Annotated in this window: 19 protein-coding genes; 9 read left to right on the plus strand and 10 right to left on the minus strand. The window is 60.5% G+C overall.

Annotation, left to right across the window (positions count from 1 at the left end; all coding sequences use genetic code 11):
- Positions 1 to 82 precede the first annotated feature (82 nt).
- A complete protein-coding gene (locus tag JN524_RS09980; protein ID WP_202369237.1) occupies positions 83 to 2,269 on the plus strand; it encodes an autotransporter outer membrane beta-barrel domain-containing protein in 2,187 nt (728 codons plus the stop codon).
- A 168-nt stretch (positions 2,270 to 2,437) separates the two neighbouring features.
- On the opposite strand, the gene oadA is transcribed toward JN524_RS09980, so the two are convergent.
- Entirely contained in the window at positions 2,438 to 4,246 is a 1,809-nt protein-coding gene (gene oadA, locus JN524_RS09985) for a sodium-extruding oxaloacetate decarboxylase subunit alpha (RefSeq protein ID WP_202369238.1), read from the minus strand.
- Positions 4,247 to 4,257: 11 nt separating this feature from the next.
- Positions 4,258 to 5,673, minus strand: a complete 1,416-nt coding sequence (locus JN524_RS09990) for an acetyl-CoA carboxylase biotin carboxylase subunit (protein WP_027610345.1) — start codon at positions 5,671 to 5,673, stop codon at positions 4,258 to 4,260.
- A gap of 190 nt (positions 5,674 to 5,863) precedes the next feature.
- On the opposite strand from JN524_RS09990, the gene JN524_RS09995 reads away from it, so the two are divergent.
- A complete protein-coding gene (locus tag JN524_RS09995; RefSeq protein ID WP_097089426.1) occupies positions 5,864 to 6,826 on the plus strand; it encodes a LysR family transcriptional regulator in 963 nt (320 codons plus the stop codon).
- Here the strand turns inward: JN524_RS09995 and JN524_RS10000 are convergent.
- The 3 genes from JN524_RS10000 to JN524_RS10010 all read right to left on the minus strand — a co-directional run bounded on the left by JN524_RS10000 (position 6,768) and on the right by JN524_RS10010 (position 11,058).
- The gene (locus JN524_RS10000; RefSeq protein WP_202369239.1) at positions 6,768 to 6,980 is read right to left on the minus strand and encodes a PA3496 family putative envelope integrity protein; all 213 of its coding nucleotides are present in this window, start codon (positions 6,978 to 6,980) and stop codon (positions 6,768 to 6,770) included. The two genes, JN524_RS09995 and JN524_RS10000, sit on opposite strands and share 59 nt — an antisense overlap.
- A 153-nt stretch (positions 6,981 to 7,133) precedes the next feature.
- On the minus strand, positions 7,134 to 8,000 hold the full coding sequence (hexR, locus tag JN524_RS10005; RefSeq protein WP_007962240.1) for a transcriptional regulator HexR: 867 nt from the start codon (positions 7,998 to 8,000) through the stop codon (positions 7,134 to 7,136).
- Between the two features lie 127 nt (positions 8,001 to 8,127).
- The gene (locus tag JN524_RS10010) at positions 8,128 to 11,058 is read right to left on the minus strand and encodes a GGDEF domain-containing phosphodiesterase (RefSeq protein WP_202369240.1); all 2,931 of its coding nucleotides are present in this window, start codon (positions 11,056 to 11,058) and stop codon (positions 8,128 to 8,130) included.
- 201 nt (positions 11,059 to 11,259) lie between these two features.
- On the opposite strand from JN524_RS10010, the gene uvrD reads away from it, so the two are divergent.
- The 4 genes from uvrD (at position 11,260) to JN524_RS10030 (ending at position 15,593) form a co-directional block, all read left to right on the plus strand.
- On the plus strand, positions 11,260 to 13,443 hold the full coding sequence (uvrD, locus tag JN524_RS10015) for a DNA helicase II (RefSeq protein ID WP_202369241.1): 2,184 nt from the start codon (positions 11,260 to 11,262) through the stop codon (positions 13,441 to 13,443).
- A 112-nt stretch (positions 13,444 to 13,555) separates the two neighbouring features.
- On the plus strand, positions 13,556 to 13,996 hold the full coding sequence (locus tag JN524_RS10020) for an EamA family transporter (RefSeq protein ID WP_027610340.1): 441 nt from the start codon (positions 13,556 to 13,558) through the stop codon (positions 13,994 to 13,996).
- Positions 13,997 to 14,172: 176 nt separating this feature from the next.
- Positions 14,173 to 15,048: a Tim44 domain-containing protein gene (locus tag JN524_RS10025; RefSeq protein WP_007962237.1), complete on the plus strand. Its 876-nt coding sequence runs from the start codon at positions 14,173 to 14,175 to the stop codon at positions 15,046 to 15,048.
- A 137-nt stretch (positions 15,049 to 15,185) separates the two neighbouring features.
- On the plus strand, positions 15,186 to 15,593 hold the full coding sequence (locus JN524_RS10030) for an SMI1/KNR4 family protein (RefSeq protein WP_024164487.1): 408 nt from the start codon (positions 15,186 to 15,188) through the stop codon (positions 15,591 to 15,593).
- 21 nt (positions 15,594 to 15,614) lie between these two features.
- On the opposite strand, the gene JN524_RS10035 is transcribed toward JN524_RS10030, so the two are convergent.
- Positions 15,615 to 17,378 carry a cation:proton antiporter gene (locus tag JN524_RS10035; RefSeq protein WP_202369242.1) on the minus strand — a complete coding sequence of 588 codons (1,764 nt, stop codon included), beginning with the start codon at positions 17,376 to 17,378 and terminating at the stop codon, positions 15,615 to 15,617.
- Positions 17,379 to 17,660: 282 nt separating this feature from the next.
- Between JN524_RS10035 and JN524_RS10040 the strand changes: the two genes are divergently transcribed.
- The gene (locus tag JN524_RS10040; RefSeq protein WP_041073853.1) at positions 17,661 to 18,143 is read left to right on the plus strand and encodes an acyl-CoA thioesterase; all 483 of its coding nucleotides are present in this window, start codon (positions 17,661 to 17,663) and stop codon (positions 18,141 to 18,143) included.
- Between the two features lie 101 nt (positions 18,144 to 18,244).
- Here JN524_RS10040 and pdxY read toward each other — a convergent pair whose 3' ends face one another.
- The gene (pdxY, locus tag JN524_RS10045) at positions 18,245 to 19,117 is read right to left on the minus strand and encodes a pyridoxal kinase PdxY (RefSeq protein WP_202369243.1); all 873 of its coding nucleotides are present in this window, start codon (positions 19,115 to 19,117) and stop codon (positions 18,245 to 18,247) included.
- Between the two features lie 117 nt (positions 19,118 to 19,234).
- Here pdxY and JN524_RS10050 point away from each other — a divergent pair, with 117 nt between their 5' ends.
- Positions 19,235 to 19,648 (plus strand): DUF3301 domain-containing protein, encoded by a 414-nt coding sequence (locus tag JN524_RS10050; protein ID WP_025112628.1) that lies wholly within the window; start codon positions 19,235 to 19,237, stop codon positions 19,646 to 19,648.
- A gap of 1 nt (position 19,649) precedes the next feature.
- Here JN524_RS10050 and JN524_RS10055 read toward each other — a convergent pair whose 3' ends face one another.
- Positions 19,650 to 20,621: a CobW family GTP-binding protein gene (locus JN524_RS10055; RefSeq protein ID WP_202369244.1), complete on the minus strand. Its 972-nt coding sequence runs from the start codon at positions 20,619 to 20,621 to the stop codon at positions 19,650 to 19,652.
- A 28-nt stretch (positions 20,622 to 20,649) separates the two neighbouring features.
- Between JN524_RS10055 and JN524_RS10060 the strand changes: the two genes are divergently transcribed.
- A complete protein-coding gene (locus JN524_RS10060; RefSeq protein ID WP_202369245.1) occupies positions 20,650 to 21,006 on the plus strand; it encodes an NADH:ubiquinone oxidoreductase in 357 nt (118 codons plus the stop codon).
- A 4-nt stretch (positions 21,007 to 21,010) separates the two neighbouring features.
- Here the strand turns inward: JN524_RS10060 and JN524_RS10065 are convergent, their stop codons facing one another.
- Together JN524_RS10065 and zigA are read right to left on the minus strand one after the other, a co-directional pair.
- The gene (locus tag JN524_RS10065; protein WP_202369246.1) at positions 21,011 to 21,661 is read right to left on the minus strand and encodes a DUF1826 domain-containing protein; all 651 of its coding nucleotides are present in this window, start codon (positions 21,659 to 21,661) and stop codon (positions 21,011 to 21,013) included.
- Positions 21,661 to 22,866 carry a zinc metallochaperone GTPase ZigA gene (gene zigA / locus JN524_RS10070; protein WP_202369247.1) on the minus strand — a complete coding sequence of 402 codons (1,206 nt, stop codon included), beginning with the start codon at positions 22,864 to 22,866 and terminating at the stop codon, positions 21,661 to 21,663. Before zigA ends, JN524_RS10065 begins: the two co-directional genes overlap by 1 nt.
- Positions 22,867 to 23,044 lie beyond the last annotated feature (178 nt).

Genomic DNA, 23,044 nt, shown 5'->3' on the forward strand with positions numbered 1-23,044 from the left:
CAGCACCGAGCGATCCGGCTGACATCGGCGCCTGCCGGCTCCAACTTAGAGTTTGGCCTCCTTCCACGAGAGGCTGAACTCGATGCCCGTTCAATTCCACTTTCGACCAAAACACCTGACATTAGCCATTGCTTTGGCCATGGGATGTGCCGATCTGTCCATCGCCCAGGACGCACCGCCCGACACTCAAGGCATCTCTGCCGCCTCCCCTAAAACATTCAAATCAGCGATCACCGCTTTCGCTAATCATCCGGAAACCGTCCAGCTGAAGGTCAGCAAAGCCTATCCGGCACAGGAGGGTGTGGCGCTGGCGCTTGATGAGCGCAATGACCTTGTCACCGTGCAATCTCGGGGCAGCTTCGCCGGCCTCGTCGACGGTGGCGGGGGCGACAACCTGCTGCAACTCGACGCGAACAGGAAAGGCGTGCTGGGTGAAACCCGTAACTTCAGTGGGCTGGAGGTCAGGCGCGGGAGCTGGACCCGCAGCGGACCGGGTGATTTCAGCCTCGGTGTACTGGTTCATCCAAAGGCATTGCTGGTCAATGAAGGGCAAATTCTGGGTACGGCAGTGACCGAGGGCATCTTGATCAACAAAGGGGCGATCAATGGTGGCGCCACTGTCGCGTCTGGCGGTGACCTGACCAACCAGGGCCTGATTGACGGCATTGTGGAGGTTCAGGAAAACGGCCATATAGCCGGGAATGGTGCGATTAATCATTTGAACGTGTACGGACGCATGACCGTCGACGATGTCTATGGCGCACCCAAGGTCGCGGGAGATCTGCGCCTGGCCCGTTCTGCCATGCTGGCCTATGCCGTGGATGCCTCCGGCAACAGTCCCACCGTGATCGTCAAGGGAACCGCTCATTTGGGTGACGCCACCCTGAAACTCGTCACCGCCGGCGACTACCCGCAAAGCAGTCAGCACACCATTCTGGAAGCGGGAAAGATTGAGGGACAGTTCGGCACCGTTGAAAACGATCTGGCATACATGACCCCGACGCTGCACTACGAAACACAACGAGTGGGCTTGCTCTATGCCCGTAACGGTGTGCCGCTTGAAAAACTTGCGACCACGCAGAATAGTCAGGCGCTCGCGCAAAGCATTGACGAGACACCCTCCACCCCTCAGCAACCTCAACAACCTCAGCAACCTCAGCAACCTCAGCAACCTCAAGAAACTGCGGCACCTCGCCAACCAAGCACAGCCATGGGCGCGGTCACACCTCAAAATACTGCTGTCACGGCCCTGCTCGGCGCCAGCAAGCCAACGGCCAGCGTGGCTCTCGAACAACTCGCCGCCGGCAGCAACGCCAACCTCGCCAAAGCCACACTGAGCAGCGTCAATCCGCTCAGCGCCAGCATGCTTTCGGCCATGCATCAACTGGACAACCGCGTCAGAGCGCAGAGCTCAGGGAATGCACCACCTCTGGCTGCTTCCGATGAAGGCAATGGACGGGTCTGGCTGCAAGCGCTGGGAAATGGGGGCAAGGTCGACCGGGACGCCGACGGTGTCCTGAAGCATTCCACTCAAGGTCTGATCATGGGGGCCGACTGGCGAATCGACGAGCAATGGCATGTCGGCCTGATGGGCGCAAAAGCGCAAACCCGCTTCGATGCCCGGCAGTTCGACGGTGATCTCGACAGCTGGCACCTCGGCGCCTACGCGCTACGTCAGGACGGCCCGTTTGCCCTGCGTTTGGGGGCCTCGTACGGCAGTCATGACGGTAGTGGCAAACGTCGCGTTGCCTTCAAGGGTTTCAGTGATCGCCTCAAGAGTAGCTATGACGCCAGCACCCAGCAGGTTTTTGCCGAAGTCGGCTACAACCTGGGACCTGGTAGCGTCAGCATCGAACCGTTCGCCAGCGTCGGTTATCAACGCTACCAGCGTGACGGTTACACCGAGAAAGGTGGCGATGCGGCGCTCAAGGTTCAGGGTCAGACCCAGGCGAATCCGAGCAGCACCTTCGGCCTGCGCCTGGCGAACACCAGTCACCTGTCCAATGGCATGCAGTTGACGCCACGTCTCAGCGCGAGCATGAAACACACCTACGGCGATCTGAGTAACGAAACGCGCCAACAACTGGTCAAGGGTGGTAAAAGCTTCGGGGTGATCGGTGCCGAGATGGATCGCAACAGCTTCACCTTGGATGCAGGTCTGGACCTTACGCTGTCCACTCGCAACACCCTGGGCGTCGGCATCAGCGGCGAAGCCGGCTCTGATAGCCGTAGCTACGGCGTGACGGGTCAGTGGCGCATGGCGTTCTGACACAACGCTAGTGTAGGAGCTGCCGCAGGCTGCGATCTTTTGACTTTGCTCTTGAAGATCAAAAGATCGCAGCCTGCGGCAGCTCCTACAAAGAACACCATATTGCAGGCAAAAAAAGGGGAGCACATGCCCCCCCGAGGTTTAAAACGTTGAATCGCGGCAGTTATCTCAGCCTTCGATCTCGATCAGGATTTCGCCAGGATTCACCCGGTCGCCCTTGGCCACATGGATGGCGGTGACCTTGCCGGCAATCGCTGCCTGAACTTCGGTTTCCATCTTCATCGCTTCGGTGATCAGCACCGCCTGACCGGCCTTGACGGTGTCGCCTTCCTTGACCAGCACATCGACGATGTTGCCCGGCATGGTGGTGCTGACGTGGCCCGGTGCCGATGCTTGTTTGCGTTTGCTGCTGCCACCGCCGACGAACTCGTTGAGCGGTTCGAACACCACTTCTTCCGGCATGCCGTCGATGGACAGGTAGAAGTGACGCTTGCCTTCGGCCTTCACGCCGACACCGGTGATGTCGACGCGGTAGGTTTCGCCGTGGACGTCGATGACAAACTCGGTCGGTACGCCTTCGCCACCGGCCTTCGCCACACCGCCGGCCTCAGGGATCGGCAACAGCACTTCCGGAACGAGGGTGCCGGCGGCACGCTCTTCGAGGAATTTGCGGCCGATGTCCGGGAACATGGCGAAAGTCAGCACGTCTTCTTCAGACTTGGCCAGTGCGCCAATGTCGGCACGCAGCTTGGTCATCTCCGGCTTGAGCAGATCGGCCGGACGTACGTCGATCACCTCTTCGCTGCCGATGGCCTGACGACGCAGTTTTTCGTTAACCACGCCCGGCGCCTTGCCGTAACCGCCCTGCAGGTACAGCTTCACTTCGTTGGTGATGGTCTTGTAACGCTCGCCGGCCAGCACGTTGAAGAACGCCTGGGTACCAACGATCTGCGAGGTCGGCGTTACCAGCGGCGGGAAACCGAGGTCTTCACGCACCCGCGGGATTTCCGCCAGCACTTCGGCCATGCGGTTCAGTGCGCCCTGCTCTTTCAGCTGGTTGGCGAGGTTGGAGATCATCCCGCCCGGTACCTGGTTGACTTGCACGCGGGTATCGACGGCGGTGAACTCGCTTTCGAACTGGTGGTACTTCTTGCGCACGGCGTAGAAGTACAGACCGATTTCCTGCAGCAGCTCCAGGTTCAGACCGGTGTCGTACTCGGTGCCTTTGAGCGCAGCAACCATCGACTCGGTGCCCGGATGGCTGGTGCCCGAGGCGAAGCTGGAGATCGCGGTATCAATGTGATCGGCACCGTTTTCGATGGCTTTCAATTGGCACATCGCCGCCAGACCCGCCGTGTCATGCGAGTGGATGAACACCGGCAGCGACTGCTCGGCTTTCAACGCACGGACCAGTTCACCGGTGGCGTATGGCGTGAGCAGACCGGCCATGTCTTTGATCGCCACCGAGTCGCAACCCATGGCTTCCATCTGCTTGGCCTGCGCCACGAACGCGTCGATGGTGTGCACCGGGCTGGTGGTATAGGCGATGGTGCCCTGAGCGTGTTTGCCGGCAGCCTTCACCGCTTCGATCGCTACGCGCAGGTTACGCACGTCGTTCATTGCGTCGAAGATGCGGAACACGTCGATGCCGTTGACCGCTGCCTTGGCAACGAAAGCTTTGACCACGTCGTCGCTGTAGTGGCGATAGCCGAGCAGGTTCTGCCCACGCAGGAGCATTTGCAGACGAGTGTTAGGCAGCGCGGCGCGCAGTTGGCGCAGGCGCTCCCACGGATCTTCTTTCAGAAACCGTACGCAGGCGTCGAACGTCGCGCCGCCCCAGCACTCCAGCGACCAGTAGCCGACCTTATCGAGCTTGTCGCAGATCGGCAGCATGTCTTCGGTGCGCATGCGGGTGGCGAGCAGCGATTGGTGGGCGTCGCGCAGGATGGTGTCGGTTACGAAAATTTTCTTGGTCATTGTTGTATTCCTCACAGGCCTGCGTGGGCGGCGATGGCGGCGGCGATGGCCAGGGCCAGCTCTTCGGGTTTGCGCTTGATCGAGTAGTTGGTCAGTTCCGGGTGGCTTTCCACGAAGCTGGTATTGAACTGGCCGCTACGGAATTCCGGGTTGCGCAGGATTTCCTGGTAGTACGCGGCGGTGGTCTTCACGCCTTGCAGACGCATGTCGTCGAGGGCGCGCAGGCCCCGGTCCATCGCCTCTTCCCAGGTCAACGCCCAGACCACCAGTTTCAGGCACATCGAATCGTAGAACGGCGGAATGGTGTACCCGGTGTAGATCGCTGTGTCGGTACGCACGCCGGGGCCGCCGGGGGCGTAGTAGCGGGTGATCTTGCCGAAGCTCGGCAGGAAGTTGTTTTTCGGATCCTCAGCGTTGATGCGGAACTGCAACGCGAAACCACGGTGCTGGATGTCTTCCTGCTTAACCGACAGCGGCAGGCCAGAGGCGATGCGGATCTGCTCACGAACAATGTCGATCCCGGTGATTTCTTCGGTGATGGTGTGTTCCACCTGCACCCGGGTGTTCATCTCCATGAAGTACACCTCGCCCTCGGCGAGCAGGAACTCCACGGTGCCGGCGTTCTCGTAACCCACGGCCTTGGCTGCGCGCACCGACAGGTCGCCGATGTAGGCGCGCTGTTCCGGGGTCAGTTGCGGGCTCGGGGCGATCTCGATCAGCTTCTGGTTGCGGCGCTGGATCGAGCAGTCGCGCTCGAACAGGTGCACCACATTGCCGAAGCTGTCGCCGAGGATCTGCGCTTCGATGTGCTTGGGATTGACGATGCATTTCTCCAGGAACACTTCCGCCGAACCGAAGGCCTTGGTCGCTTCGGAGATCACCCGAGGGAAGTTCTGTTCGAGTTCTTCGCGGCTGTTGCAGCGACGAATGCCGCGCCCGCCACCACCGGAGGTGGCCTTGAGCATCACCGGGTAACCGATGCGGTCGCCTTCGGTCAGGGCTTCTTCGATGCCCGACACGTTGCCTTCGGTGCCCGGGGTGACCGGTACGCCGGCCTTGATCATGCTGCGCCGGGCTTCGGTCTTGTCGCCCATGCGGCGAATGACTTCCGCCGACGGGCCAATGAATTTGATTCCGCGTTCGGCGCAGATGTCTGCCAGCTCAGCGTTTTCCGAAAGGAAGCCGTAACCGGGGTGCAATGCATCGCAACCGGTTTCCACCGCCAGGTTCACCAGCTTGCGCGGGTTGAGGTAGCCGGCCAGTGGCTCGGCACCGATGCTGTGGGCTTCGTCCGCACGCTTCACATGCAGGGCATGGCGATCGGCGTCGGAAAAAATCGCTACCGAGCGAATGCCCATCTCGGCGCAGGCCCGCACGATTCGTACGGCAATCTCACCACGGTTGGCGATCAGGATCTTTTTTATCACTTGGAAATTCCCTTGAGCCGGTGGCACCACGACCTGCTAGACCCAGGTCGACGCGTGACTAAATGTTTCAATTTAGTCGCAGCCCCACACTAGCCCTCACAAGGGATTAACAAAAATGAATAAAAATTGGGTCGGGCATAAGCAATGACTTATAGTTAAACCATCAGCCTGCCGTCGGAGCCCATAAAAAATGCGTAAGTCCTTGATGCGCATGACATTACGCCAATTGCAGATTTTCAACGAAGTGTGTGATTTACGTTCCTACAGCCGCGCAGCCGATGAAATGTCGCTCACACAACCGGCCGTCAGCCTACAGATTCGTCAGCTGGAAGAGCTGATCGGGCAACCATTATTCGATTATGTCGGCAAAAAACTCTACATGACCGAGGCCGCCGAAGCCCTGCAGCGCGCCAGCCGGGATATCTTCGGCCGCCTGGAAAACCTCGACATGCAGCTGTCGGACATGCAGGGCTCGCTGCAGGGGCAACTGAAACTGGCGGTGGAATCCAGCGCTAAATACTTCGTGCCGCATCTGTTCGCCGCGTTCAAGCGCCAGCATCCGGAAGTGAATCTGCAACTGACGGTGGTTAACCGTGGCCAAGTGATCCGCCGCCTCTCCGACAACCGCGATGATCTGGTGATCATGTCGATGGTGCCACAGGACATGGGCCTGGAGTTCCTGCCGTTTCTCAATAATCCGATTGTCGCTGTCGCGCGTCCGGACCATCCGTTGGCACACATGGGGCCGCTGCGCCTGCAGGATCTTGAGCCTTACACACTGCTGATCCGCGAACCGGGTTCGGGCACGCGACTGGCCTGTGAAGAGTATTTCAAGGAGAAACGCGTGCACTTCACCCAAACCCAGGAAGTGGCCTCGGCTGAAGCCCAGCGCGAATGCGTAGTGGCGGGTCTGGGCCTGGCGCTGTTGACGCGCCACGCCCTGAACCTGGAGCTGGCGACCGGCGGCCTGGTCGAGCTGCCGGTCGAAGAGTTGCCGCTGTTTCGCAGCTGGTGCCTGGTGCAAGCCAAGGCCAAACGCCTGTCACCGGTGGCGCACGCCTTCCTGGCGTTTATCCGCAGCGAACGGGTGCAGATCAGCGCGCTGGTTGAGCGCTTCGACGGGAAGCTGCGGGCGCTGCCTGCCAGTGATTAAGTTCGAGTTCCTCGGGAAAACCACCGATTTCAGCCTGAAGCTGACGGAGTTCGAAGCGATCTTCGATCGCACGACGGAATTCCATGCGACGCTGGTCTTCCTGCTGACGACGAGTTTTCGCGGCGCTGTTGCGTTCTTCGTAGGGCTGAGCCATTTCGAGTCTCCCAAGGCGAGTACGGGAGTTTCACGATAGGCAGGCGGGATGACGGTTTGATGAAGGCCACCGCCGAAAAGCAAAAGATCGCAGCCTTCGGCAGCTCCTACAGGGATCGGTACAGGAGCTGCCGAAGGCTGCGATCTTTTGATGTTAATCGTCTAAGGCTTTCACGGCCTTGGGCGACAGGCGCAGGCTGCGAAGACTGCGCTTCACGCTCTTCAGGTGGTTGACCAGACTCGGCCCGCGCGCCATGGCCACGCCCATCGCCAGCACGTCGATTACCACCAGATGCGCGATTCGCGAGGTCAGCGGTGTATAGATCTCGGTGTCTTCGTGCACATCGATCGCCAGGTTGACGGTCGACAGCTCAGCCAGCGGTGTCTGGCTCGGGCACAAGGTGATCAGCGAAGCGCCGCTCTCGCGAACGAGGTTGGCGGTGATCAGCAGATCCTTGGAGCGCCCGGACTGGGAAATGCAGATCGCCACATCGGTCGGCTTCAAGGTCACCGCCGACATCGCCTGCATGTGCGGGTCGGAATACGCCGCCGCCGTCAGCAGCAGACGGAAGAACTTGTGCTGCGCATCCGCCGCCACCGCGCCCGACGCACCAAAGCCGTAGAACTCGACACGCTGCGCCTGGGACATCAGCGTCACCGCGCGCTGCAATTCCACCGGATCGAGCTTCTCGCGAACCTCCATCAGGGTGTGCAGGGTGGTGTCGAAAATCTTCAGGCTGTAGTCGGCGACCGAGTCGTCCTCATGGATCGCGAACTGACCGAAGCTGGCACCAGCGGCCAGGCTTTGCGCCAGTTTGAGTTTGAGATCCTGAAACCCGGAACAGCCAATGGCCCGGCAGAAACGCACGATGGTCGGCTCGCTGATGCCGACACTGTGGGCCAGATCGGCCATGGAACTGTGCATCACCGCCGCGGGGTCAAGCAGCACGTGGTCGGCGACCTTGAGCTCCGACTTGCGTAACAGGTGACGTGACTGGGCGATGTGTTGCAGCAGATTCAAGGGGCTGGACTCTTCTTATGGGCAAGGATGTAGCACGCTTGTAGTTATACTACATGAATTGGCTTTTTGCCTGCTCAATGCGTAACTCCATGTCCCCGTATCAGGCGCGATGGAGTGCATGTAGCCCTTAAAGCGGATTTCCCTGTTCGCGTAAAAGCCCAGCCAGACGCTCAGCCTCCACCGGGCGGCTGATCAGATACCCCTGAACTTCGTCGCAGCGCTCAGCACGTAAAAACTCCAGCTGCTCCTGCCGCTCGACACCTTCGGCGACCACTTTCAACGACAGCCCGTGAGCCATGGCAATGATCGCCCGAGTGATCGCCGCATCCTCGCTGCCCTGCCCCAGTCCGCGAATGAACGCCTGATCGATCTTCACGTAATCCACCGGGATCCGTTTGAGGTAACTGAGCGACGAATAGCCGGTGCCGAAGTCATCAATCGCCAGCTTCACTCCCAGATCGCGTAATTGCTGGAAGGTCGCGATAATGTGTTCGACGCTGTCGAGCAGTTGGCTCTCGGTGAGTTCCAGTTCGAGGTAGTGCGGCGCCAGCCCGGTTTCTTCCAGCACCTGGCGCACCAGACTGACCAGTTTGCCCTGACGCAGTTGATGCACCGACAGGTTCACCGATACCCGAATCGGCTCCAGCCCTTGCCGCTGCCACTCGCACGCCTGCCAGCAGGCTTGGCGCAGCACAAACTCGCCGATCGGCCCGATCAGTCCGGTTTCCTCGGCCAGACCGATAAAGTCCCCCGGCGGCACCCGGCCCATGCTTGGGTGATCCCAGCGCACCAGCGCTTCCGCCGCATTCAGACGCCCGGTCTGCAGGCACAGCTTCGGCTGGTAGAACACCTTGAGCTGCTTGTCTTCGATGGCTTTGCGCAGCTGGTTTTCCAGTTGCAGGCGCTCAAGGGTACTGGCCTGCAGGCTGTCGGTGTAGAACTGGAAATTGTTGCCGCCCAGATGCTTGGCGTGTTGCATGGCCATGTTCGACTGACTGACCAGCGCAGAGATTTCCCGGGCGTTGTCCGGCAGCATGCTGATGCCCATCGAAGCACTGACCACCAGTTCATGCCCTTCGACCGTCAACGGCAGGCGCAGCTTGCTCGAGAGCCGCGTGGCGACCCGCGCCAGGCTCGACAGGTTGCCGTAGGCATCGAACAGCACGGCAAATTCATCACCGGACAGTCGGGCGATGGTGTCGGCCTCCGGCAAGGCGTTGACCAGACGTCGGGCCATTTTTTGCAACAGCTGATCCGCCACCTCGTGGCCGAGGCTATCGTTGAGCAACTTGAAGCGATCGAGATTGATGTGCAGCAGCGCCAGACTGCGGCGCCCGCCCTGACGCACGCGCTGATGGGCTTCGTGCAGGCGTTCGCGGAACAGCGAGCGGTTCGCCAGCCCGGTCAGCTCATCGTAGTGCGTCAGGAAGCGCATGCGCTCCTCGGATTCGCGCCGTGCGGACAGATCGGCGAAGAAGCCGACGATATGGCTGACATTTCCTCGACTGTCGCGCACCGCGTTGAGCTGCAGCCACTGCGGATACAGCTCGCCGTTCTTGCGGGTTTCCACCAGTTCGCCCTGCCAACTGCCGTACTGCTCCAGCGCGTGGCGGATCGAAACGTAATGTCGCCGCGCATCACGACTGCACGGCAGCTCGACGACGTTGCGTCCGAGCATGTCTTCAATGTCATAACCGGTGACGCGGCTGAACGCCTGATTGATCGCGATCAAGGCATAGTTCGGGTCGAGAATGACGATGCCTTCACTGGCCGCTTCGAACACCGTGGCCGCCAGTCGCTGCTGTTCTTCGAGGCTTTTGCTCGCGCTGATGTCGCGCCGGGTGCCGACCATGCGGATCACCCGCCCACTGTCACTGCGCTCCACGGCGCGGCCGCGATCCTCGATCCACACCCAATGGCCGTCGCCGTGACGCACGCGGTATTCGATCTGATAGTCCTCGGTGCGCCCTTTCAGGTGTTCGATCAGCGCCTGCTTGAGCCCTGGCACATCCTCCGGGTGCAGGCGTGGCTTGAGGTCGCGCAGGATCGCCGTGACGTATTCAGGCGCGAGGCCGAACAACTCCTGAATCTGCGTGTGATGGACTTCGTCGGTCTGCAGGTTCCAGTCCCACAGCCCCAGCTCACTGGCCTTCAACGCCAGGGCCAGCCGGGCTTCGCTTTTGCTCAGCGCCTGATTGGCCACGTCCAGCTCGCGGCTGCGCTGGGCCACGCGGTCTTCCAGCTCGATCTGTGCTTCACGCAATTGGCCCTCGGCACAGCGCCGCTGTTCGATCTCCTTGGCCAGCGCCTGATTGAGCTGCTCGCTGCGGTTCTGCGCTTGCTGCAGGTGTTCGATCAGGTGCTGATTCTGAAACCGTCGCAGCAAGCCACGATCAATCAGCCGATTGACCTGCCAGGCGACCACGCTCAGCGAACCGAGCAGAATCAGCCCGAGCCAGCCCCAACCGCGCGCCTGCTCATCACCGCCCCAGAACAGGTAGCCTATCGCCGGCAGCAGGCACGGCAAGGTAAAGGACAGAAACGCCGGCAGGCTGACGGCGTAGGCAACGCTGGCCGATAACGTCGCGGCACCGATCAGGCCGAACACCCAGGCTTGCTGCATGAAGTTGTCGGCGGGCACCAGGGCGATGCCGGCACCGGCCAGGGTCAGACCGGTCATGGTCGAGCCGAGCAGGAACATGCGAAACCAGATCGGCTGGGCCTGGCGATCCGGGATCGCCGAATCGAACGCCGCGACCTGAATCACCCGCAGTGCCACCAGCGACAACAACCAGACCAGCCAGATGCTGACCACGAAATAGCGCTGCGGGCTCCAGAGCAAAGCGGCGCAGACCAGACCATTGAGTAACATGAACATCGTCGGCAGCAGCGAGCCCTGATACAGCAGGCGCGTGCGTTCGACCGCCATTTCGACGGCGTAATGCTTGCGGATGACCCGGGGTTCCACAGAGGGGCCCGACAGGTCTGAGCTGAGGGTCTTGTGCAATGTTGTTGTTCTTATAAGAGTGAGCATGGGCCCGAAACGTGGACGGAGCATACACAAGCCAACCCCGTTGCCAAACTGCTCCAGATCATAATTTGCCGGAAACTTTCCGCCGTCCGATCACTGGCAAAACCCGCAGAGTGAGGCGGGCCGAAGCCTGTAGCCAGTGACCGACCGGTCGTCATCGGCGGCACTTTCATCGGCTAATGCAAAGCTCGGTTTGCCCGGGCCTGCGGCGCACCCTAGAATGCCCCGATGCGCGATGATCTCTCCCTTCTGCTGAACTCCCTCAACGATGCCCAACGCCAGGCCGTAGCAGCCCCCGTTGGCCGTCAGTTGGTCCTGGCCGGTGCCGGTTCCGGTAAAACCCGAGTGCTGGTGCACCGTATCGCCTGGTTGATCCAGGTCGAAAACGCCTCGCCCCACTCCATTCTGTCGGTGACCTTCACCAACAAGGCCGCTGCCGAGATGCGTCATCGCATCGAGCAGTTGCTGGGTATCAACCCGGCTGGCATGTGGGTCGGTACCTTCCACGGCCTGGCGCACCGCTTGCTGCGGGCGCACTGGCAGGAAGCGGGCTTGAGCCAGACTTTCCAGATTCTCGACAGCGACGACCAGCAGCGGCTGGTCAAGCGGGTGATCCGCGAGCTGGGACTGGACGAACAACGCTGGCCAGCCCGTCAGGCCCAGTGGTTCATCAACGGGCAGAAAGACGAAGGTCTGCGTCCGCAACACATTCAGGCTAGCGGCGACTTGTACCTGGCGACCATGCGCGGCATTTACGAAGCTTACGAGGCGGCCTGCCAGCGCGCCGGCGTCATCGACTTCTCCGAACTGCTGCTGCGCGCCCTCGACCTGTGGCGCGATCACCCGGGCCTGCTGGCGCACTATCAGAAGCGCTTCCGTCATATCCTCGTCGACGAGTTCCAGGACACCAACGCCGTGCAGTACGCCTGGTTGCGTCTGCTGGGCAAGGGCGGCGACAGCCTGATGGTGGTCGGCGACGACGACCAGTCGATCTACGGCTGGCGCGGGGCGAAAATCGAGAACATTCATCAGTACTCGTCCGACTTCCCGGATTCGGTGACCATTCGTCTGGAGCAGAACTACCGCTCCACCGCCGGCATCCTGAAGGCGGCCAACGCCTTGATCGCCAACAACACCGGGCGCCTCGGCAAAGAACTGTGGACCGACGGCGGCGACGGTGAAGCAATCAACCTGTATGCCGCGTTCAACGAACACGACGAAGCACGCTATGTTGTCGAAACCATCGAAAGCGCGCTGAAAACCGGCTTGGCCCGTAGCGATATCGCGATTCTCTACCGCTCCAACGCCCAATCGCGGGTTTTGGAAGAAGCCTTGCTGCGCGAGCGCATTCCTTACCGCATCTATGGCGGCCAGCGCTTCTTCGAACGTGCGGAAATCAAGAACGCCATGGCTTACCTGCGTTTACTTGAAGGCCGTGGCAACGACGCCGCACTGGAGCGGGTGATCAACGTCCCGGCCCGTGGCATTGGCGAGAAAACCGTCGAGGCGATCCGCGACCATGCTCGCCACAGCGATGTATCGATGTGGGAAGCGATGCGCCAACTGGTCGCCAATAAAGGCCTGACCGGTCGCGCTGCCGGCGCCTTGGGTGCGTTTATCGAGCTGATCGAGAACCTTGCCGCCAAGTGCATGGAGATGCCGCTGCACCTGATGACCCAGACCGTCATCGAGCAATCGGGACTGATCGCCTATCACGAAGCGGAAAAAGGCGAGAAAGGCCAGGCCCGGGTGGAAAACCTTGAGGAACTGGTCAGCGCCGCGCGCAACTTCGAAAACACCGAAGACGACGAAGAGCTGACGCCACTGGCGGCATTCCTTGGCCACGCGTCGCTGGAAGCCGGCGACACTCAAGCCGACGAGCACGAAGACAGCATTCAGCTGATGACCCTGCACAGCGCCAAAGGCCTGGAATTCCCTTACGTGTTCCTGGTGGGCATGGAAGAAGGCCTGTTCCCGCACAAGATGAGCCTGGAAGAACCGGGTCGTCTGGAAGAAGAGCGCCGCCTGGCCTATGTGGGCATCACCCGTGCCATGCAGAATCTGGTGATGACCTATGCTGAAACCCGACGCCTGTACGGCAGCGAAACCTACAACAAGGTCTCGCGTTTCGTCCGTGAAGTGCCGAAGGGGCTGATTCAGGAAGTGCGCCTGTCGAACAGCGTCAGCCGACCGTTCGGCGGCAACCAGTCGATGAGCGGCAGCAACCTGTTCAGCGGTAGCGAGATCCCGGAAACCGGCTTCAGCCTCGGTCAGGCGGTACGACATTCGATCTTCGGCGACGGCGTGATCCTCAACTTCGAAGGCGCCGGCGCGCAGGCACGGGTGCAGGTGAACTTCAGCGAAGGCAGCAAGTGGCTGATGCTGGGATACGCAAAGCTGGAAGCTATCTAAAAGCGAAAAGATCGCAGCCTCCGGCAGCTCCTACAGGGGTGGCGTGCTTATGCAGGAGCTGCCGCAGGCTGCGATCTTTTGATTTACACCCCATTCGGGAAAGGACAGTGCAATGGGCTCAGGCTTCTTCTCTTCCTGGACATTCTGGGCCTTGCTCTCGGCGACTTTCGCCGCGCTGACGGCGATCTTCGCCAAGATCGGCATCGAAAACGTCAATTCCGACTTCGCTACACTGCTGCGCACCATTGTGGTACTGGTCAGCCTGGCCTTGATTTTGTACGCAACGGGCCAATATCAGTCACTGGGATCAATTTCCGCCAAGAGCTATCTGTTCCTGCTGTTGTCCGGTCTGGGTACCGGCGCATCGTGGCTGTGCTACTTCCGCGCGCTGAAAGTCGGCCCAGCCTCGCTGGTCGCGCCAGTCGACAAGCTCAGCGTGGTACTGGTGGCGGTGCTCGGCGTGATCCTGCTGGGCGAGAAACTCGACCTGCGCCAATGGGGCGGCATCGGCTTGATCACCGCTGGTGTGGTGATGTTGGCGTTGCGTCGATAAGCAGGTTTCCCGCTGAACCTATCCCATTTTCCTACAGACAAAAGTACATGGCCTTATTGCTTCGACGGAGCTGAACCTAACCTGTCAGGCAAAAGCCCGAAACACTCTCTCGCTAGCCAGTAACACTTCAGCTGTGCAACATGGCGCGCGTGTCTCCACAAACGGGAATTCCCTTTATGAAACGTTTTCTTAGCATCGCCATGGCGTTGTGCATCGGCCTGACGATGAGCCTCGACGCCAACGCCAAGCGCTTTGGTGGTGGCAAAAGCGCCGGCGCTGCGCCGACGCACCAGACCAGCCAGATGGCTCCTTCTTCCCCAGGCATGGGCGGCGCAGCAGCGACCGCTGGTGCTGCCGGCGCTGCCGGTGCCGCGGCCAAGGCCGGTGGCGCTTCGAAATGGCTCGGCCCTCTGGCCGGTATCGCCGCCGGTGGCCTGCTCGCGTCCATGTTCATGGGCGGCGGCTTCCAGGGCATGCAGATCTTCGACATCCTGATCATGGCCGTGATCGCGTTCGTGATCTTCCGCTTCATCGCTGCGCGTCGACGCAAGCAGCAGGAGCATCTGGCTCCGGCCGGCGCGCCGATGCAGCGTGAAGTCTTCGAGCAGAAGCCTGCCGCCATGGGCTCGATCTTCGGTGGTTCGGCCGCGCCGGTTGCCGCTCGTCCGGTGATCAACGCACCGGCCTGGTTCAACGAGCAGAACTTCCTTGCCGCTGCGCGCAGCCACTTCCAGTCGCTGCAGCAGCACTGGGACGCCAACGAAATGGACAAGATTGCTGAGTTCGTGACCCCGCAGATGCTCGACTTCCTCAAGCGTGAGCGTGCGGACCTGGGCGACGGCTTCCAGTCGACCTACATCGACAACTTGCAGGTACAGCTGGACGGCGTGGATGATCGTGCCGACAAGACCATCGCCACCCTGACCTTCAGCGGTGTGTCGAAGACCTCGCGTTTCGACCAGGGCGAAGTGTTCAGCGAAAGCTGGAACATGGAACGTCCGCAGGGCGAAAACCAGCCTTGGCTGGTGGCCGGTATCCGCCAGAACGGCTGATCCCCATCGCGTTACGCATGTGGTAATAAAAACCCCGGCCTCGGCCGGGGTTTTCTATTTCACGGTTGCATCTATAGCGAGCTACTGTATAAACCGGCCCATATAAACCGCGCCATTCAAGCAAGAGGATCCCGGACGTGGAAGAAATCATCGAACAACTGCGCGAAGCCAACGAACCCGTACCGGTTCCCCTGGAGTTGCCTGACGAAGACCAATTGGTGGAGATCGAAGAAGAACTCTTCATCAACATCCCGTTCGTCTTCAAAGAGTTTCTGCTGACCGTCAGCGACGTGGTGTACGGCAGCCTCGAGCCGGTGACCGTCACCGACCCGCAATCACACACTTACCTGCCGGATGTCGCGGCCAACGCCTGGGACGCTGGCGTACCGCGCGACCTGATCCCGATCTGCCAGGACGGCGACAACTACTACTGCGTCGAAGAAGACGGCACCGTGGTGCTGTGGTCCGGCGAAGAAGAGCTGATCACCGAAGAGTCCTGGGAATCGGTGTGGCACTGGGCGCGGGACGTCTGGCTGGAAAGTTGATTCGCCAGACGCCCGGGCCGGTCAGTGCCCCGACGACTCCTTGTGATTATCGAGGGTTTCCAGCAGGGCTACCTGCATCCGCGTGTGCACACGGATGAACCAGCGCCAGAGCAGCGCCGCCACGGCGGCCGCGACTACGGCGACCAGCACCAGCAACTTGTTGGTCGGCAAAATACTGGCCGACAAGGCTGCCAACAGCAGGAAGATCACCAGCAGCGAGAGGATCGGGATCACTTCGGAGATCACCCGACGCACTCGCTGCGTGTGCCGCCCAGCCATCTCCGGTTTCACGCCCATCTCTGCCAGCAGCATCGACAGCGCCTTGAGCTTGCGATACGCCGCAATCAGGAACGGCAGCGACAGCAGCAGCGCTCCGCCCCAGATCAACGCCTTCTGCCAGCTCGGGTCAGCGATCCAGTCCTGCATCCACACCGACAGCCGTCCGGCAAAGAACGCGCCGCTGAAGAAGATCGCGATCACCAGCGCCAGATTGACCCCGACCTGCAACAGGATCCGCCGGATCATCGCCGCCAGCATCGCGCCCTCACCTTGCGGCTGAATGCTGCGCAGCCATTCGCCATACATACTGAATACCCGGCCCAGACGCTTGGGCACCGCTGCCGAGAGCTTGATCGACAGCGGATCGGCCGCACGGATCAGATACGGCGTCAGCAGCGTGGTGATCACCGACACCGCCACCGCAACGGGATAAAGGAAGTTGCTGGTGACCTGCAGCGTCATCCCGAGCGCGGCGATGATGAAGGAAAATTCGCCAATCTGTGACAGCCCCATCCCCACACGCAGTGAGGTGCGTCCGTCATTGCCGGCGATAAACGCCCCGAGGCCGCAGGACAACATCTTGCCGAGCACCACCGCCACGGTAATGACTGCAATCGGCCACGCGTATTGCAGCAGGATCATCGGATCGAGCATCAGGCCGATGGCGACGAAGAAGATTGCACTGAACAGGTCGCGAACCGGTTCGATCAGGCGTTCGATCTTCAGCAACTGCCGCGACTCGGCCATGATCGCGCCGATCAGGAAGGCGCCGAGCACCATGCTGTATTCGAGCTTGACCACCAGCAGGCAGAAGCCGAAACACAGGCCGAGCACGGTGATCAGCAGCATCTCGTTACTTTCGAATTTGGCGACATAAGCCAACAGACGCGGCACCAGCAGAATGCCGACCACCAGCGCAACGATCATGAACAACGACAGTTTGCCGACCGTGGAGAACACTTCGCCGGAGCTGACCGTGCCGCTGACCGCGATGCTCGACAGCAAGGCGATGATGCCAATGCCGAGGATGTCCTCGACAATCAGTACGCCGAAGATCAGCTGCGCAAAGCGCTCGTTCTTCATCTTCAGGTCGTTGAGCGCCTTGACGATGATGGTGGTCGAGGAGATGGCGAGGATCGCGCCGAGGAACAGCGAGTCCATGGTGTTCCAGTCGAACCAGCGGCCGATTTCGTAGCCGATCCAGATCATCAGGACGATTTCGAGGAACGCTGCGATAAACGCCGTGGCCCCGACCTTGAACAACTTGCGCAGACTGAATTCCAGGCCGAGACAGAACATCAGGAAGATCACCCCCAGCTCGGCGAGGGTCTTGATGGTTTCTTCGTCGTGGATCAGACCGAACGGCGGTGTGTGCGGGCCGATGATGAAACCGGCGACGATGTAGCCGAGCACCACCGGCTGCTTGAAGCGGTGAAACAGCACGGTGACCACACCTGCGACCAACATGATCACTGCCAGGTCCTGAATAAAGCTGATGGCATGCATGGTGTGGGCTCCTTGTATGACGTGACTCGCCGTCAGACATCAGAAAGGTCTGAGCGAGTTGGGTAAAAATCCGCTTTTCGTGTAGGAATTGCCCTTGGGCAGGGCCTTTTGCAGGTTAACACCGCGACTTCCGGCTGGAAGGCGGTGCAATATAAGGAAACAGATCGGTCGCGGCGTGACGGCAGCCAGTCGTCTGGCGTCCCGATAACGGTGCTTTTGAAAAAGCCACCAGGCACCCGCAGAGGTGCGTCCAGCCATCCAGCCTTGATCCGTGAGAACGTTATGGAACCCGGAAACGCCCAACTGTCGATGACGGTGTTGATGACCCCCGACATGGCCAACTTCTCTGGCAATGTCCACGGCGGTACCCTGCTCAAATACCTCGACGAAGTGGCCTACGCCTGCGCGAGCCGCTATGCCGGCCGCTATGTTGTAACGCTGTCGGTGGATCAGGTGATTTTCCGCGAGCCGATCCATGTCGGCGAACTGGTGACCTTCCTCGCATCGGTCAACTACACCGGCAACACCTCGATGGAAGTCGGCATCAAAGTGGTGACCGAAAACATCCGCGAGCGCTCGGTGCGTCACACCAACAGCTGCTTCTTCACCATGGTCGCGGTGGATGACCAGCGCAAACCGGCCCCCGTGCCGCCGCTGCAACCGCAGAACAGCGAAGACAAGCGTCGCTACATGCAGGCGCAGCAGCGCCGGCAGATTCGCCAGGAGCTGGAAAAGCGCTATCAGGAGATCAAGGGCGACGCCTGAGATCAAAAGCAAAAGATCGCAGCCTGCGGCAGCTCCTACAGAGGATTAACGTTTACCTTGTAGGAGCTGCCGCAGGCTGCGATCTTTTCGCTTTTAGCTGGTTACAGACTGATCGCCGTCGCCTCGAACTTCACCCGCGGATGCGCAATCCGGTCCTGCGCTCGCACCAGTTGCAGCTCGTAACTGGCACACGCCTGGGTTTCCAGCAGCACCTCATGCACCGCCGCTGCGGTGAACTCAAACGCCGCCACCAGACTGTCACCCAGCAGCACCCGCGCCAGGAACAGCCCAGACGTCAGATCGCCGACACCCACCGGCTGACGCGGAAACGCCAGCAGCGGACGGCGCAGGTGCCAGCTTTCGTCTGCGGTCACCAACAACATCTCGAAACCGTCCGCCGGCTTGCTCGGATAATCCAGATGCTTGACCAGCACCGCTTTCGGCCCACGTGCCAGCAACGCCCGAGCCATCGCCAGGCAATCGAACAGCGACTGCGGCTTGCGCCCGGAGAAGCTGTCCAGCTCCAGTTGGTTCGGGCACATGATGTCCGCCACCGCAGCGGCTTCCTCCAGCAGGAAATCGCTGACTTCGGCCGGCACACTGCAGCCCTTCTCCGGATGGCCCATCACCGGGTCGCACAGGTACAACGCCTTCGGATTCACCGATTTGATGCGCTCGACGCCACTGAGAATCGCCCGGCCCTGCGCCGCGCTGCCCAGATAACCGGAAAGCACAGCGTCGCAGTTACCCAGTTCGCCAATGGCGGCAATGCCTTCGACCAGTTCGGGGATCTGCTGCGGCGCCAGCACTTCACCGGCCCACTGCCCGTACTGGGTGTGATTGGAAAACTGCACGGTGTTGAGCGGCCAGACATTCACCCCGACCCGCTGCATCGGAAACACGGCGGCGCTGTTGCCGGCGTGGCCGAAGACCACATGGGACTGAATGGCGAGCAGATGAGGCGTACGTTTCATTCGGGTTATTCCGTAAAACGATTGAAATTCAAGCCGCGCAGTATGCGACGAAACACAGCCTGTACGACAGACCGGCGACGCAGTTAAGCTGAGCTTATCTTTTGGAGTTTCCTGTTGATGCTGACCCTCGAAAACATCTTCGTGCTGATGCTGTTCGCCGCTGCCGGCGCATGGTTATGGCACAACCACGGCTTGCGCGAGCGGGCGCTGGAGCGGGTCAAGCAGCATTGCATCAACGTCGGCGTCGAACTGCTGGACGGTAACGTCGCGTTGAAAAAAATCGGTCTGATCAAGGATGCCAGCGGGCGGCGGCGCCTGGCCCGGGTCTATAACTTCGAGTTCACCGTGACCGGCGAAACCCGGCACAACGGCACCATTACCCAGTTTGGCGCGCACAGCGCACAGATCGAACTGGCGCCCTACCCGGCGCCGTTCGACGATACGCCGCCGGTGGTCGAAGTTACCCGCCCACGGGCCGAAGTGATCGAACTGAGCCAGTGGCGCCAGGAACACAACAAGTGGAAGCCTTGAGCTAACCCGCCTGCACCCGGCATTGCGTCAGGCCTGACTGCAAAGCATCGATACGTTGTGCATCGGCAAAGATCAGCTCTATACGTGAATCCCGTCGCCACTCACTGGGTTGCCAATCAAGACCAGCGTTATCCAAGGCATTGGCCGACACCCAGCCCTCGGCGCTGTGGATAACCAGTTTGGCCCGCCGCCAGTCCAGGCTCTGCAGCCATTGGCTCAGACGTTGCCTAACAAACGTCTGTCCCGGGTGCCAACGCCAACCGATGCTCCAACCGCCCTCCTGTGCCTGACTCAGGCAGATCGGCACGGCCGGATCGCTCCAGAGCGCCGGAATCGGTCCCGCCCCCTGCGGCACGACGAGGTTATCCACACCCGCCATTGCTTGCGCCGTGACACCCGGCAACTCGCGTAAAGACAGTTGCGCCTGCTGCGTCCAGATCAGTTTGACTGCCGGCAAACGCTCGGCGATGGTCTGCCGCACAGCCTCATCCAGACTTTCTGCCTTGTTCAGCAACAGCAGACCGGCGCTGGCCAGAGCCTCCCGCTGAGCGGGCGGCAAGGCTTTCCCGGCGGCCAGCGCCTGAGCATCCAGCACTAACACACAGGGCTGCAGCGCCAGTACACCCAACCACGGCGCCTCGCCTAACTGCGTGAGTAACTGCGCCGGATGGCCCAGTCCGGACGGCTCAATGAACAGCCGATCCGGCCTGGCTTTGCGCAGCAAACGGCCGAGGCCGATCTGAAACGGCGCACCGTTCACGCAACAAAGGCACCCTCCGGCGACCTCGCCCAGTGCGATACCATCGGCGTCGCGGGTCAGCAACGCAGCATCGAGGCCGATCTGACCGAACTCATTGATCAGCACCGCCCAGCGCTCGCCTTCCGGCCGTTGGGCCATAAGCTGGCGAATCAGGCTGGTCTTGCCGGCGCCCAAAGGGCCGGCGATGACATGGGTAGGAATGTTCTGCAACATGACTGGGCGTTTTCTGAGGGGATTGGACATGCGTTGGATGGGATGGTCGTTGCTGTTGATGCTGCTGTCGAGCGAAGCATGGGCCCAGGCTTGCGTGGTGCACAGCCAGGGTGTGCGGCTCGACGTCAAAGTCTGCCAGCAGAACCGCAATATTCCCGAGAAGCTGTTCAGCGACGGCTTCTGCCAACCGACATTGGCCGGGCAGAAAGTCGAGGTGCAGTACGTCGATCAATGCCCGAGCGGCGCGTTCGGCGTGTGTAGCAACGCACAAGTCGCCAATATGCCCTATCGCCAGGATATCCACTATTACGGCGTCGCCTCTGACGCCGCGTATTTACAGCCATACTGCGAAAGCCAGAGCCACGGCAAGTGGCTCAAGCCTTGAGCCGTCAGCCGAGCCAATCGAGGGTCAGCAGCAGGCGTCGTTCGCCCGCTGCCGGTTGCGGAGAACGATGAATCAGGCCGAAGCCCTCGTTGCCGTGCCACTTCTCGCCTTTCAATAGCGCCACGTCACCACGCTTGAGTTGCTGGATTTGACTCGTGCCGTGTGGCTCGGCGTTGGCCTGACCCAATTGCTCGCGATCCATCACGCCCTCCTTGAGCCATTGGCTGCCAATCCCGGCATAGGTGGTGATCAAGCGCACCGGCACATGATCGACATGGAAGCGTGGGCACATGGCTTTGTCCAACACCCGCAGGCGCAAACCGATGCGGCGAGCGCCCAGCAGACAGGCGAAGGCACTCACCAGCCATTGCAGGTCAGCGATGAAGCCCTCGTAGCCTTGCAGATCACGGAACCCGGCGGCCAGTCCTTGCAGATCTAGGTCGGCGTCTTCATTCGGCAATTCGATGCACAGCGATTCCGCCAAAGGCTCGTTGAGCGACAGCAGCAACTCTGCGAAATCGGCGATGTGCAGCGGCATTTGACGCTGCCAGATCGCGAGATTGACGTCGTCTTCGAGGATTCGCGCCAGCGTTTTCGGCGTCGCTCCCTGATGCTGATGGCGTGCCCGGTTTTGCTGCAGTTTCAGCGCAAGCATCAGGCGGCCTCTTCGTGCCAAGGGCCGAACGGATCCGCCAGCCTGCGCCAACCGTCTGCGCCAATGGCCATTTCTTCGTCAGTCAGCAGGCAGGCGTCGAGCTCCGACTTGAGCTGTACGAAGTCGATGTTCTGGCCGATGAACACCAGCTCCTGACGACAATCTCCGACGCTCGGTGTCCAGTTTTCCATGATTGCTGCAGTACTTTCCTGATCCTGCGGCCATTGGTTTTTCGGCACGAAACGCCACCAGCGACCGGCGAAACCATGGCGCATCAAACCGCCGGCCTGCGACCAACTGCCTGCGTCGGAGGGTTTGCTGGCGAGCCAGAAGAAGCCTTTGGAGCGCAGCAGTTTGCCGTTCGGCCATGGACGATCGATGAAGTCGAAAAAGCGCTGCGGATGGAACGGGCGACGTGCGCGGTAGGCCGTCGAGGCGATGCCGTATTCCGTGGTTTCCGGCACGTGCTCACCACGCAATTCCTGCAACCAGCCCGGGGCCTGAGCGGCTTTCTCGAAATCGAAACGCCCGGTGTTGAGGATCTTCTCCAGCGGCACCTCGCCCATCACCATCGGGATGATTTCCGCCTGGGCGTTGAGGCGTTTGAGGATGGCCATCAGCTCTTCGCGCTCCTGACGGCTGATGAGGTCGATCTTGCTGATCAGCAGTACATCGGCGAACTCGATTTGTTCGATCAGCAGATCGGTGATCGAGCGTTCATCTTCATCGCCCAGTGTCTCGCCGCGGGACGCGAGGCTCTCGGCAGCCTGATAGTCGAGGAGGAAATTCACACCGTCGACTACCGTGACCATGGTGTCGAGCCGCGCGACGTCAGCCAGGCTCTCGCCCTGCTCATCGCGGAAGGTAAACGTTTCGGCGACCGGTAGCGGTTCGGAAATACCGGTGGATTCGATGAGCAGGTAATCGAATCTTCCTTCGCGGGCGAATTTGCTGACTTCTTCGAGCAAGTCTTCGCGTAACGTACAGCAGATACAACCGTTGCTCATCTCCACGAGTTTTTCTTCCGCACGGTTAAGGCTGACATCGCGCTGGACTTCGCTGCCATCAATGTTGATTTCGCTCATATCGTTAACGATGACCGCAACGCGCAAACCTTCTCGATTACGTAGTACGTAATTCAAAAGTGTACTTTTTCCGGCGCCGAGAAAGCCCGATAGAACGGTCACGGGAAGCGGTGATGACATTGGATAATCCTCATCATGTGGTGGCCGATGTGCGTTTTGGCCTGGTTTGGCGTAGCGCACCGCGCTCTAGAGCTTCAAAACAGCGATATGGCAGAAGCAGACGCTTGAAATCGGCGAGCTCAGGCTCAATTCAATTTTATGTTATAGCATAACAACATGAATAAGCCAGTCCTGCTCT

The sequence above is a fragment of the Pseudomonas sp. MWU318 genome, from assembly GCF_016756945.1.
Taxonomy (GTDB): domain Bacteria; phylum Pseudomonadota; class Gammaproteobacteria; order Pseudomonadales; family Pseudomonadaceae; genus Aquipseudomonas; species Aquipseudomonas putida_A.